Annotated in this window: 10 protein-coding genes; 7 read left to right on the forward strand and 3 right to left on the reverse strand. The window is 41.7% G+C overall.

The genetic code is table 11. From position 1 onward, the window contains the following. Positions 1-38: 38 nt before the first annotated feature. Positions 39-596 carry a DUF4126 domain-containing protein gene (locus HWQ42_RS09395; protein ID WP_292811258.1) on the reverse strand — a complete coding sequence of 186 codons (558 nt, stop codon included), beginning with the start codon at positions 594-596 and terminating at the stop codon, positions 39-41. A 641-nt stretch (positions 597-1,237) separates the two neighbouring features. Here HWQ42_RS09395 and metH point away from each other — a divergent pair. The 7 genes from metH to HWQ42_RS09430 all read left to right on the forward strand — a co-directional run bounded on the left by metH (position 1,238) and on the right by HWQ42_RS09430 (position 12,056). Continuing rightward, positions 1,238-4,765 carry a methionine synthase gene (gene metH / locus HWQ42_RS09400; protein ID WP_292811260.1) on the forward strand — a complete coding sequence of 1,176 codons (3,528 nt, stop codon included), beginning with the start codon at positions 1,238-1,240 and terminating at the stop codon, positions 4,763-4,765. A gap of 350 nt (positions 4,766-5,115) precedes the next feature. Next, positions 5,116-5,757: a methyltransferase domain-containing protein gene (locus HWQ42_RS09405; protein ID WP_094350733.1), complete on the forward strand. Its 642-nt coding sequence runs from the start codon at positions 5,116-5,118 to the stop codon at positions 5,755-5,757. A 222-nt stretch (positions 5,758-5,979) separates the two neighbouring features. Next, the gene (htpG, locus tag HWQ42_RS09410) at positions 5,980-7,965 is read left to right on the forward strand and encodes a molecular chaperone HtpG (protein ID WP_292811263.1); all 1,986 of its coding nucleotides are present in this window, start codon (positions 5,980-5,982) and stop codon (positions 7,963-7,965) included. A 174-nt stretch (positions 7,966-8,139) separates the two neighbouring features. Next, positions 8,140-8,376: a 50S ribosomal protein L28 gene (rpmB, locus tag HWQ42_RS09415; RefSeq protein WP_094350731.1), complete on the forward strand. Its 237-nt coding sequence runs from the start codon at positions 8,140-8,142 to the stop codon at positions 8,374-8,376. 102 nt (positions 8,377-8,478) lie between these two features. After that, a complete protein-coding gene (locus tag HWQ42_RS09420) occupies positions 8,479-9,030 on the forward strand; it encodes a hypothetical protein (RefSeq protein ID WP_292811265.1) in 552 nt (183 codons plus the stop codon). A 198-nt stretch (positions 9,031-9,228) separates the two neighbouring features. Next, a complete protein-coding gene (locus tag HWQ42_RS09425; RefSeq protein WP_292811267.1) occupies positions 9,229-11,130 on the forward strand; it encodes a Mu transposase C-terminal domain-containing protein in 1,902 nt (633 codons plus the stop codon). Positions 11,131-11,135: 5 nt separating this feature from the next. Continuing rightward, positions 11,136-12,056, forward strand: coding sequence for an ATP-binding protein (locus tag HWQ42_RS09430; protein WP_292811269.1), 921 nt, complete (start codon positions 11,136-11,138; stop codon positions 12,054-12,056). A gap of 280 nt (positions 12,057-12,336) precedes the next feature. Here HWQ42_RS09430 and HWQ42_RS09435 read toward each other — a convergent pair whose 3' ends face one another. Both HWQ42_RS09435 and HWQ42_RS09440 read right to left on the reverse strand, forming a co-directional pair. After that, positions 12,337-12,639, reverse strand: coding sequence for a hypothetical protein (locus HWQ42_RS09435; RefSeq protein WP_292811272.1), 303 nt, complete (start codon positions 12,637-12,639; stop codon positions 12,337-12,339). A 130-nt stretch (positions 12,640-12,769) separates the two neighbouring features. Continuing rightward, positions 12,770-13,063, reverse strand: a complete 294-nt coding sequence (locus HWQ42_RS09440) for a helix-turn-helix transcriptional regulator (protein ID WP_221706541.1) — start codon at positions 13,061-13,063, stop codon at positions 12,770-12,772. Positions 13,064-13,546: the final 483 nt, after the last annotated feature.

Genomic DNA, 13,546 nt, shown 5'->3' on the forward strand with positions numbered 1-13,546 from the left:
TTCTTCTGCTTAATTTTTTGTTACATACTTGTAAAATTTCACCACGACTTACTTATTATTAGAAAACCAATCACAATTACTCCTGCTACCACTGGTAAAGCTAGCGCCAGCACAGACAGTCCGATGGCGATGAGCAACTCAATGGTTGACACAACTGGATTAGTTAATCCACCTGAAACGCCTGTAGAACTTATCCGCAATATATTCGTTAATCCCTGAGTTAATCCTGCGGTTCCACCACCAGCAACTAAAGCTAACGTCCACTGCACCAGTGGATTCATCTCTGGAGCAACAGATGCTGTAACAATTGTCCCGGCGATAAATGCCGCAGGAGTGGCTACAATATCCAGCAGATGATCCAACCAAGGAATGTAATAACCGATAATTTCTAGCGAACAAGCGGCTGCAAATACAATTACAGCTTGAGGTGTTTCCAGCCAATCGAAGTTAGTCGGCAAATCTAAATGTCCAAAAACTGAAGCCACACTCAATGCTAGCAGTGGTACAAATACTCGGAAGCCAGCCGCCGCGCTCAAACTAATCCCCAGTAATAATTCAATAAATGTATTTAGATTGAACAAAGAATTTAAATCCATAGTATGACTCAAGTTATACTCCTGGTGTTTTTTCCATCTTTGAGCTGAACGGAGTGACAACTCTAAGCTGTAATCCCAAGATAAGAAACTTGGCGGAAATATTTCATCTGACTATGTGTAGAATTCAGTGAAACCCCATCTGTGTCAATACTGTGTAGGTTTTGCCTAAAAAATAACTCCAATGTAGGTTGCGTTTCGTTCCTCAAGCCAACATTTTCAGGGCTTTGTTTGTGAGCCAGCGACTTCTAGAGTGATATCATATCTAACCACAGTCATTACACCCCACCCCCCGATGCTTTGGCTACGGTGTACACACAAGTCACCAGTTTTATCCCAATACGCTTGGGATAAGAAACCCCTCATGTAGAGACGCGATTTATCGCGTCTAAAAAACTGACACGTAAGACAGACGCGATAAATCGCCGTCTCTACAAAGAATGGACTCGTCAATTATTCCTTGACAGGTTTTGCATAATTCTATCGTCGCCAACCTTGAGAAATCAGGTCAAAATGAGCGAATGGTGAGTTTCAGCAAAACAGACTTTATGAAAAGATGCCGAAAATATCACAATCTTGGAAAATAATAAAGTAAGTCGAGTATCGCATGACTCACTTGATATCCTCATTTATTCTAGGAAAATATGACTCATTCTTTCCTTGAACGCCTGCGTAGTCCAGATAGCCCAGTCCTCGTTTTCGACGGGGCGATGGGAACCAACTTACAAACCCAAAACCTGACTGCTGAAGACTTCGGCGGCCCACAGTATGAAGGTTGTAACGAATACTTAGTCCACACGAAACCCGAAGCTGTCGCTAAGGTTCACCGTGACTTTCTCGCCGCTGGTGCAGACGTAATTGAAACCGATACCTTTGGCAGTACGTCCCTGGTGCTGGCAGAATATGACTTGGCAGACCAAGCCTATTACCTCAGCAAGACAGCCGCAGAATTGGCCAAGCGTGTAGCTGCGGAATTTTCCACACCAGAAAAACCCCGGTTTGTGGCAGGTTCCATCGGGCCGACAACGAAACTTCCTACCTTGGGACATATTGACTTTGACACCATGAAAGCAACTTTTGCTGAACAAGCAGAGGCGCTGTGGGATGGTGGTGTCGATTTATTTCTAGTGGAAACTTGCCAAGATGTGCTGCAAATTAAGGCGGCGCTGAATGCTATTGAAGAGGTATTTGCTAAGAAGGGCGATCGCCGTCCGTTGATGGTGTCTGTGACAATGGAAAGCATGGGCACAATGTTGGTAGGTTCAGAAATCAGCGCTGTGGTGACAATTCTGGAACATTACCCAATAGATATTCTCGGTCTAAACTGCGCCACAGGCCCAGACTTGATGAAACCACATATCAAGTATCTGGCAGAACATTCACCTTTCATCGTTTCCTGTATTCCCAACGCGGGTTTACCTGAAAACGTCGGCGGTCAAGCGCACTACCGCCTGACACCGTTAGAATTACGGATGTCATTAATGCATTTTGTTGAAGATTTGGGTGTCCAAGTGATCGGGGGTTGCTGTGGGACACGTCCAGAACACATTCAACAATTGGCAGAACTTGCTAAAGACCTGAAGCCAAAAGTTAGACATCCTAGTTTAGAACCAGCAGCAGCATCAATTTACACCACTCAGCCTTACGATCAAGATAATTCCTTCTTGATTGTTGGTGAACGTCTCAACGCCAGTGGTTCCAAGAAGTGCCGCGATTTGCTAAACGCCGAAGATTGGGATGGACTCGTCTCAATGGCGAGGGCGCAAGTAAAAGAAGGCGCACACATCCTCGATGTCAACGTCGATTATGTGGGACGTGACGGTGTACGGGATATGCACGAATTAGTTTCGCGCATTGTTAATAATGTGACATTGCCGTTAATGCTTGACTCCACCGAATGGGAAAAAATGGAGGCGGGTTTAAAGGTTGCTGGTGGTAAGTGTTTGCTAAATTCCACCAACTACGAAGATGGGGAACCGCGCTTTTTAAAGGTGCTGGAATTAGCGAAAAAATACGGTGCTGGTGTAGTCATTGGTACTATCGATGAAGATGGAATGGCGCGGACAGCAGACAAAAAGTTTGCGATCGCCCAACGCGCATACCGTCAAGCTGTAGAATATGGCATACCACCCACAGAAATATTCTTTGATACCCTAGCGTTACCAATTTCCACCGGAATTGAAGAAGACAGAGAAAACGGTAAGGCCACCATTGAATCCATTCGGCGGATTCGTGAAGGATTACCTGGATGTCATGTAATTTTGGGTGTTTCCAATATTTCCTTTGGTTTGAATCCAGCCTCGCGGATGGTGCTGAACTCGGTGTTTTTGCACGAGGCGACGACAGCGGGAATGGATGCAGCCATTGTCAGCGCTAACAAGATTTTACCGCTCTCGAAGATTGATGCACGTCATCAAGAAATTTGTCGGCAGTTGATTTATGATGAGCGGAAATTTGAGGGTAACGTCTGCGTTTACGATCCCTTGGGAGAGCTTACCACAGCGTTTGCTGGGGTGACAACTAAGCGCGATCGCTCCTTAGATGAAAGTCTCCCCATTCCAGAACGTCTCAAACGCCACATCATCGACGGCGAACGCATTGGCTTAGAAGAACATCTGAAAAAAGCCTTAGAAGAACATCCCCCCTTAGAAATTATCAACACCTTCTTGCTAGACGGCATGAAAGTTGTCGGGGAATTATTCGGTTCTGGACAAATGCAGCTACCCTTCGTTCTGCAATCTGCGGAAACCATGAAAGCGGCGGTAGCGTTTCTAGAACCGTTCATGGAAAAATCAGAATCGGGTAACAATGCCAAGGGAACCTTTATCATTGCCACAGTTAAAGGCGATGTCCACGACATTGGTAAAAACTTGGTGGATATCATCTTGTCCAACAACGGCTACAAGGTGATTAACCTGGGAATTAAACAGCCGGTAGAAAACATCATCAACGCTTATGAACAGCACAAAGCTGATTGTATTGCCATGAGTGGTTTGCTGGTGAAATCCACCGCCTTCATGAAAGAGAACTTGGAGGTATTCAACGAAAAGGGAATTAGTGTCCCCGTGATATTAGGTGGTGCAGCGTTAACTCCCAAGTTTGTCTATGAAGATTGCCAAAAAGCTTACAAAGGTAAAGTTGTTTATGGCAAAGATGCCTTTTCTGACTTGCACTTCATGGATAAATTAATGCCAGCAAAGGCAACTAATAACTGGGAAGATTTGCAGGGATTTTTGAATGAAGTGGAAACTGCTGAAGTTTCGACAAATGGCCACAAAGAACCAAAAGCGACAACTACGGAAGAAACATCTGCTGAACCAAAAGTAGTAGATACAAGACGTTCCGAAGCTGTGGCTGTAGATATTGAACGTCCCACACCGCCTTTCTGGGGAACGAAGTTATTGCAGCCTAGTGATATTCCCATCGAGGAAATATTCTGGCATTTGGATTTACAAGCTTTAATTGCTGGACAATGGCAATTCCGCAAACCAAAGGAACAATCTAAGGAAGAATATCAGGCTTTCTTAGCCGAGAAAGTTTACCCAGTTTTAGAAACTTGGAAACAGCGAATCATCGAAGAGAATCTGTTGCATCCCCAAGTGATTTACGGGTATTTCCCTTGTCAAGCCGAGGGGAATTCTCTACATATATATGACTCAGAAAGTCAATCACAACAGCTTGCAACTTTCGAGTTTCCTAGACAAAAGTCGTTAAGACGGCTATGCATAGCAGATTTCTTTGCACCGAAGGAGTCGGGAATTATTGATGTCTTCCCAATGCAAGCGGTGACTGTAGGGGAAATTGCCACAGAGTTCGCCCAAAAGCTGTTTGCTGCCAATCAATACACCGATTATCTGTATTTCCACGGTATGGCGGTACAGGTAGCGGAAGCTGTAGCTGAATGGACACACGCCAGAATTCGCCGAGAGTTAGGTTTTGCTGCTGAGGAACCCGACAATATTCGGGATATATTAGCACAACGCTATCGTGGCTCGCGGTATAGTTTTGGATATCCAGCTTGTCCAAATATTCAGGATCAGTACAAACAACTGGAGTTATTGCAGACTGACAGGATTAACTTGTATATGGATGAAAGCGAACAACTTTATCCAGAACAGTCTACCACTGCGATTATTACCTATCACCCGTTAGCCAAATACTTTAGCGCGTAGAATCCTACTCGTTAACCCAATACGCTTGGTGTTAGTGATATTTTGCCCTGGAAAATCCCCCTTCAAAGCCTCTCTCCTTCTAGGCTACGGTGTGTATACAAGTCCTTCTCACCCCCTCTAACTCCCCCTTGCAAAGGGGGAGAACCGGATATTTCCCCCCAATGCATCGGGGGGATTAAGGGGGGTAAATCCAGGGTTTGGGCTTTCATTTGTATACCTTAGCCTTCTAGGAGACAGAGTGTATGGTATACAAACGAAACAAGGTACTGTTACTTTGATGATTGTTCCGGGAATCCTGTAGTTGTATACCCACCAAATTTATTAATCTCTCAGCTTAGGTAGGCTTATTTATGCAACTCATCAGCTCGTTAGATATTAGAAATTCAGAATATTTATCAAAAAATCGCCTCATCAGTTATCATCATCAGTTGCGTCTAATTTTTTCGCTGGGTAATCAGGTAAAAAACGTTCTGGAAATTGGGATTTTTAATTCTCTGTTAACAGACATCTTGAAGAATAATGGATACAACGTCTCCACTGCTGATGTTGACCCCAGCCTCAAACCAGAAATAATTTTGGATTTGACTACAGATTTTTCCTTACCAAAAGATAAATTTGATGCGATTGTCCTGTTTCAAGTTCTGGAACACTTCCCTTACGAACAGTCAGAAGAAGCATTGAGAAAACTTGCTATTGCAACCAAGAAATTTTTGGTGATTTCGATTCCCTATTGCACCCAATACCTCTCGTTTCAGGTCAAAACCTCTTTCTCAGGCAGACCAAGGCATTTACTATTCAATGTCCCCAAATTCTGGAGTACAACGCCAGTCTGTGACGAACACTGCTGGGAAATGGGTTTAAAAGGTTATCCGAAAACGCGGATTTTAAACTCTGTTGCCAAAGCTGGGTTAACTGTTAAGCAAGAATTTATCGATCCCACTTATCCATACCATTATTTTTTGGTGTTGGAGAAGAATTCTAGTAATACTTAAACAGCAATCTGTGGGGAGTGGCGACTTGGAAGTAGGGGAATCCGAATCAGAAAATGGCGGCAAACAATGCTTAAAAAAGGTGCGATCGCCTAAGCTATGCTTTTAAAATCCTAATTGGTATCATGCCCTTCTGTGTTCTCCGGGTTTATCCTGGAAAACAGATGGCTAGGTTGTATTACCTACTATCATCATTTCAGATACTAACATCGAAAACTACCAATTATGCTAGAACAAGGCACTATCAGTATTCATACTGAGAATATTTTCCCGATCATTAAGAAGTCGCTCTATTCAGATCACCAAATCTTCTTGCGGGAACTGGTATCCAACGCTGTAGACGCCATCCAAAAGCTAAAAATGGTATCCCGCGCCGGCGATTATGCTGGAGATATCGGCGAACCAGAAATTGAAATTGCCATTGACAAAAATAAGAAAACTCTATCCATCTCCGATAACGGTATTGGGATGACCGCAGATGAAGTTAAGAAATATATCAATCAGGTTGCCTTCTCTAGTGCTGAAGAATTTATTCATAAATATGAAAGCAAATCAGATCAACCGATAATCGGTCACTTCGGTCTTGGTTTTTACTCTTCCTTCATGGTGGCGCAAAAGGTAGAAATTGATACCTTATCCTACCAAGAAGGCGCGCAGGCGGTTCACTGGTCTTGTGATGGTTCCCCAGCTTTCACTCTTGAAGAATCTTCTCGGACAACTCGCGGTACTACTATTATTCTCAGCCTGCAAGGGGAAGAAGAGGAATTTCTCGAATCAGCACGAATTAAGAATCTTGTCAAGACATACTGCGACTTCTTGCCAGTCCCGATTAAACTAGATGGCGAAGTAATAAATAAGCAAAAAGCACCGTGGCGAGAGTCTCCGAGTAATCTGACTCAAGAAGATTATTTAGAATTTTACCGCTACCTGTATCCTTTTCAGGAAGAACCTTTGTTATGGGTACATCTAAATACAGACTATCCCTTTATCATCAACGGGATTTTGTATTTTCCCAAAATGCGACCGGATGTAGATGTTACCAAAGGCCAGATCAAGCTATTTTGCAATCAAGTTTTTGTTAGCGACAACTGCGAAGAAATTATCCCGCAATTTCTGATGCCGATGCGGGGTGTGATTGATAGTACCGATATTCCCCTGAACGTATCGCGGAGTGCCTTACAAGGCGATCGCACCGTGCGGAGAATTGGTGATTACATTGCCAAAAAAGTAGGCGATCGCCTCAAAGAACTTTTCCGCGATAACCGCGAACAATACATCAGCGCTTGGAAAGACCTCGGCACTTTCGTAAAATTCGGCGTTCTCAACGACGAGAAATTCAAAAAACAAATCGAAGATATTATTGTCTTCCGCACCACCGCCAAGTTGACGGAAAAAGTTGCTGCTGAAACTCCAGTGGTTGAAGTCCAATCTTCGGACAGCGATGCTTGGCAAGATGTCACTCCTTCACCCAGTTCTGACTCAGCACCCAGCGCTCCTTATACTACGCTGAAAGAGTATCTAGAACGCAACAAAGAACGCAACGAAAACCGGGTTTTCTACAGCACCGATGAAGCAACCCAATCTACATACATAGAACTGCACAAAAATCAAGGTTTGGAAGTCCTGTTTATGGACTCCTTCATCGACACTCACTTTATCAACTTCCTAGAGCGGGAATATCAGGATGTCAAGTTTACACGGGTAGACTCAGATTTAGACAATACCCTGCTAGAACAAGATAAAGATAAGGAAATTGTCGATCCCAAGACGAACAAAACTCGGAGTGAGACGATCAAAGAGTTATTTGAGAAATCCCTCAACAAACCCAAACTCAACATCCGTACCGAAGCCTTGAAATCAGACGATCCTCAAGGTACACCACCTGCGATCGTGCTTTTACCAGAGATTCTCCGCCGCCTGCGCGAAATGAACGCCATGATGCAGCAGGGAACAGCAGAGTTTCCCGAAGATCACATTTTGCTGGTGAATACTGCTCACCCGCTGATTCAAAATCTGGCAAATCTGAACCAAGGTAGTATCATTCAAGGTGACGGTGAATCGTCTACAAATCAGTTAGTCAACTTGATTTGCCAACACGTTTACGATTTAGCGCTGATGTCTCAGAAAGAATTTGACGCTGAGGGAATGAAATCTTTCGTCGAGCGATCAAATGAGGTACTCACCAAGCTGACGGAACAAGCGAGTAAATAGTGGTAAGTGGGCATTGGGCATTGGGCATTGGGCATTGGTTCAATAACTAATAGTTATTCTTCCCCTGCCTCCCCTGCTCCCCCTGCTCCCTCTGCTCCCTCATCTCCCCACTTCTGCTGCCTAAGACCTAAAATGGAAAGGCTGTATTAAAATAACAATCTGGAGATACTTGCTATGTCCCGTCGCTGTGAACTAACTGGTAAGAAGGCAAATAACGCTTTTGCTGTTTCGCACTCCCACCGCCGTACTAAACGCCTTCAGCACGCTAATCTGCAAAACAAGCGTGTTTGGTGGGAAGCCGGAAATCGGTGGGTGAGATTAAAGTTGTCTACCAAAGCAATTAAAACCCTACAAATTAATGGGTTAGAAGCAATGGCAAAAGAAGCTGGGATTAACCTAAATCATTACTAAGTAATCTGGATTTCATAACCCGAAACTTTCGTAGGTTGGAATATAGGTGATTCGTAGGGGCGCACGGCTAGCTGTGCGCCCCTAATGTTTATTAAATCTTGAATGGCAGGCTTTATACCAATACGCTTGGTTAGTGCCAAAAATCTTAAACTGTGTAATAATAGTGCGGCAAGCTTAGAAGATATACTTCGCCAAGTATGGGAAGAAAGTGAAAGTAAATGTGATTTACAGACAATACGTTCTAAAGCGCAAGAATTACTTACTCAACCAGAAGAATTTCTAAAACAAGTTACCATTAATAATGGGGATGTAAAGCCAACCAAATCAGCCAAAAAAAGAGTTAACAAAAATATTTATACTAAAAGTACCGATGTAGAACACAGGGAAGATTCTAGTTATCCAAACAATGTAGATGAAAATAAATTAGAAACATTAACTAATGTTTTATATAAAATCCATAAACAAACACAGGATATTCTAACCCGGTGTGCAGTAGCTTACCTGATAAAAAATCATAATAAAATTAGTGAAGTAGAGGAAGATGTTCAAAAACTAAAAAAGCGTCGTAATGAGAAAAAAGTCGAGATAAAACGTCTAGATAATCAAATTCAAGATAATCGATTACCTAGTGGTTGTACAAATGGTGTCCATTAAATAATTATTGTCCATTTTAAAGAATTATTGTCCAATTTCACGATAGCTTTCTAACAAGCTCAAAGCCTTACTGCAATGGTCTTTGAGCTATATTTCTGCTTTTCTTATTCTCTCGCCACTTTTAAAGCAAATGATGTCATTTTTCTGATAATCTTTTAAAGTGAATGATGTCATTTTTCTTGAAGACAGGCCAGGTATATGTCTACGCGTTCTTTGAGTCAAGGCACTAATCTCTCCGATCATGAGGAAGTTCTTGCTACGGAGCTGGGTGGAGAGCAGGTAGAGGGAAAGTCTTATTTACTGGTTAACGATGATTCGCCAGAGTTTCAGCAAAAGGCTGATGTAATTGATGCCATTTTACAAGCACCTGATAAAAATGCTCGCAGGGATGCGATCGCAGAGGCAGCTAAAACACTTGGCAAAAGCATCCGAACTATAAAACGAATGGTTGAGAGAGTTCAAAAAGACGGAGTTGCTACCCTTGCAGTTGGTCGTCAGGATAAAGGGCAGTTTCGTATTAGCAAACAATGGTTTCAATTTATAGTTGAAATTCATAAATGGGGTCAAAAAGAGGGTTCGCGGGTAAATCATAATCAAATTCACGGATACTTGATAGCTTTGGCATCTAAGGGAGAAGAACTACGCTCTAAAAAGTATGCTGAAAAATTTAAACAATACCCAGAGGTATTAAAGGATTTAATAGAGACAAAGTGTCCCTCTCATGTCACCGTCTATAAAGTTATAAATTTTCATATTGACCAAGCAAGCAGAATAGTTCGCCATCCCGGTTCACCAACAGAAGGACAAATTATTCAGACAACTGAAGGAATTTTAGAAATTACCCATAGCAACCAGATTTGGCAGGTTGACCATACCAAGTTAGATATTTTGTTGATTGATGATGAAGACAAAGAAATTATTGGTCGCCCTTACATAACATTAGTGATGGATAGCTATTCTGGTTGTGTGGTTGGGTTTTATTTGGGATATGAGTCTGCTGGATCACATGAAGTTGCACTTGCCTTTCGTCATTCAATGTTGCCAAAGCATTATGAACCAGAGTACAAACTGCAAGAAAAATGGGATATTTTCGGTGTTCCAGAATATTTAGTTACAGACCGCGCCAAGGAATTTAAGTCTGCACATTTGAAGCAAATTTCGCTACAGTTAGGTTTCCAACGTCGGCTACGTGCTTTTCCATCGGCAGGCGGTTTAATTGAGACTATATTTGACAAGATTAATAAGGAAGTTTTGTCTTTATATGGAGGATATACCGGATCGAGTATTGAGGAACGCCCTAAAGAGGCAGAGAGAACTGCATGTTTAACGCTTGATAAGCTAGAAAGAATATTAGTGAGATATTTTGTAGACCACTACAATCAGCATGATTATCCAAAGGTAAAAAACCAAAAACGTATTAAACGCTGGAAATCAATGCTCTTGAGTGAGCCAGAAGTTTTCAATGAGCGTGAACTAGACATCTGTTTAATGAAAGTTGCTTATCGGAATGTCGAGAAATATGGTTCTGTCAACTTTGGAGGTTTGGTGTATCAGGGAGATTCTTTAGTAAGGTATGAAGGTCAGAAAATTTCCTTAAGATATGACCAGCGCAATATTGTAACTCTGCTTGCTTATACCCGTCCTCTTGACGGTCAACCAGGAGAGTTTATTGGTGTTGTAAAAGCTAGGGATCTAGAAAAAGAGCGGCTTTCTCTTGGGGAATTAAATTGGATTAAGAAGAAGCTTCGCGTGGAAGCTAAGGAAGTTGATAATTCTTCAATTTTGAATGAACGACTAAATATATTTGAGGACGTGGAACAAGAACGTAAAAGTCGTAGAAAACGGCAAAGAAAAGCTCAATTAAAACAGGAACAAAAGTCTAATAAATCGAAAATTGTTGAAATGTTTCCTGAAAATGCAATACTGGAGGAAACAACTATATCACAAGAAAATTTTACATCTTCACCTGATATTGCCTCACAAAAACCTGTAAATTCTATAGACAAACAGGATAAATCTGAAACCAATCGCACCGCCAAGGCTAGACGACCGAGAGTAGGGGTACAAAATTGGAACCAATTTGTGAAAGATAACTGGTAAGTAAAATGTCAGAGACTAACTTAGCCCATGTAGAACCAAAACTTCAGAAGCAGTTTGATGCTAGTTTACAGTCTGCTGAAGAACTGCGTCGCTCACCAGAGATCCAGGCTGAGGTTGAACGAATTGGTAAAGCTGACACTTACCTACCATTAGACCGCGATACAGAATTATTTGACTGGCTTGATGACCAGCGTGATGCAAAACTCTGTGGTTACGTTACATCTGCTACAGGTTCTGGTTTGCTAAAAGCTTGCCAACTCTATAGGATGCAATATGTAAAACGGCGAGGGACATTGTTAGAAATTCCTGCGACTGTTATTTATGCTGAAATTGATCAGCATGGTGGCCCAACAGATTTGTATTACTCTATTCTAGAAGAAGTCGGTCATCCGCTTACTAATGTTGGAGCGCTGCGAGATTTACGAGCGCGAGCATGGGGAACTCTTAAAAGCTATGGTGTAAAAATACTCATAATTGGTAATGCCGACTACGTAACTTTGGAAGGATTGAATGAACTAATTGATATTTTTGCGAAACGGCGAATAGCTATTATCTTGGTTGGGACTTACTATTTAAGCGATAATATTCTCGAACGAAAAAGTCTTCCATACGTGCGCGTTCATGACTCATTTTTAGAGCCATACGAGTTTCCCAACTTAACTGAAGAAGATATTATTGAAGTTGTGGATGATTGGGAGCAAAAATTCATTCCTGAGCATAGTCGATTAAATCTCGCACAAATGGATAGTGTAATTTCTTATTTGAAATTAAAATCTGGAGGGCTGATTGAGCCTTTGTATGATTTACTTCGTAAAATTGCAATCCTGAAACTAGATGAGCCATCCTTTGAATTGAGCCAAGCTAATCTGACTAGAAAATTTGGTAGACGCAAGGAACCAAAAGTTAAATTTAAAAGAAAAGGCTAAGATTTTTAAGTGGCTAGCTTTACAGCCATTTGTGGGGTGCGTAAGCAAAGCCCGCACTTCTCTACAAGACGCTCCGTGTAGCTTGCTTCCACGAAGTGGTACGGCAAGCTCAGTGACCATCGTAGACATCGCTAGAGGCTGCGTTTATTATCAAAATGTCTCGCTGGCAAAGAAGAGTTAGCCATTCCCGTTTTATGTAAAAAGGTGAATATCAAAAATAAGCTACAAAAAAAGACGTGAATTTAACCACGTCTTTGGGTGATGAGAGAAAGATTTATTACTAAGCTACATCTGCTACCAGTAAGCCATTGACAGCTACTATGATCAGCTGCGCTTCAAAGGGTGTGTTACAGCAGGGTCTTTCATCCCTATTACAAGGTTGCGTTACCCATTTACCCTCCAAGTTTTGGTAAAAAGTGCCGAGAAGTTGCGAACCGTTCCACACTCGATACAGTTCTCCCAAATCATCTGGCACTGAGTCAATTTCAATTTCTGGTGCTGCTGCGTCAGCTAAGTGGTCAACATATTCCTCAAGCTCTGATTTAGCAGAAGCTTGGTTATCAAACTCTTCTTGTACAATCATCTGAGTAACCTCATTGATGGGGTTTAACAAAAGGCGATCGCCCTCCGGCAAGAGACTGCGATCGCCTTTTTGATTTCAGATTTCATATTAGATACTCTAGTAGCTAAAATCAAGAGAGCTATTCAAAACTTTATATCGTAACTTCAATAGTGCTAATAAAATCACTTATAGAGATATTCAATGCTGTGCAAATAGATTCTAATACTTTCAGTGAGACACTTTCAGACTCACCATATTCTAGCTTTTTCAGGTTTTGATGGGAGCATTCTCCGCCTCTGGCAGTGATTTCATCAGCTAGCTTCTGACGGGATTTTTTACCACGTAATCGCTTTAAAACTTCTCCTCTGTCTTTATTCCAGGCTACAGATACAACATCTGCAACATAAATATACATTTTTGTTTCTTTATCACCCTTATGACCCATATAATAGCTACAGCAGTAAACAAAACGTAAATTCTTGAGCTATTACAGTTTACAAAGTATGAGGATTTAAGATGAAAGCAAGTCTCCTTTGGAGAAGCTTCTTTAGCAGAGAGTGCGTCAACGCAAACGCTAACGCACCAGAAGTGACTTAGTTTTTACAGTTTCTTGGCAATTCTCATTGGCAAGAACTCAAAACTTGCAATTTTGTGTTGCACTAAATAAAAATTTATTGCTCAAACAGTGCGATCGCATCGCAAAGTCAAACTTTTAATTCCCGCCATGAAGAATTACAGTTATTTAAGCAAGTTTATGTGCCGAAGTGTTAAATTTGCGACTAAAATCTAGACTTTTGAACCTTTATATGATTTCCTTGGCAAGATTGCGCTACTGAAAATAAATTAGCCGCATTTTGAACTGAATCAACATAATTTGACTAAAAGGTTTGCTAGACGCAAGGAACCAAAAGTTATATTTACGAGGAAA

The organism is Nostoc sp. JL23, assembly GCF_017115065.1.
Taxonomy (GTDB): Bacteria; Cyanobacteriota; Cyanobacteriia; order Cyanobacteriales; family Nostocaceae; genus Nostoc; species Nostoc punctiforme_A.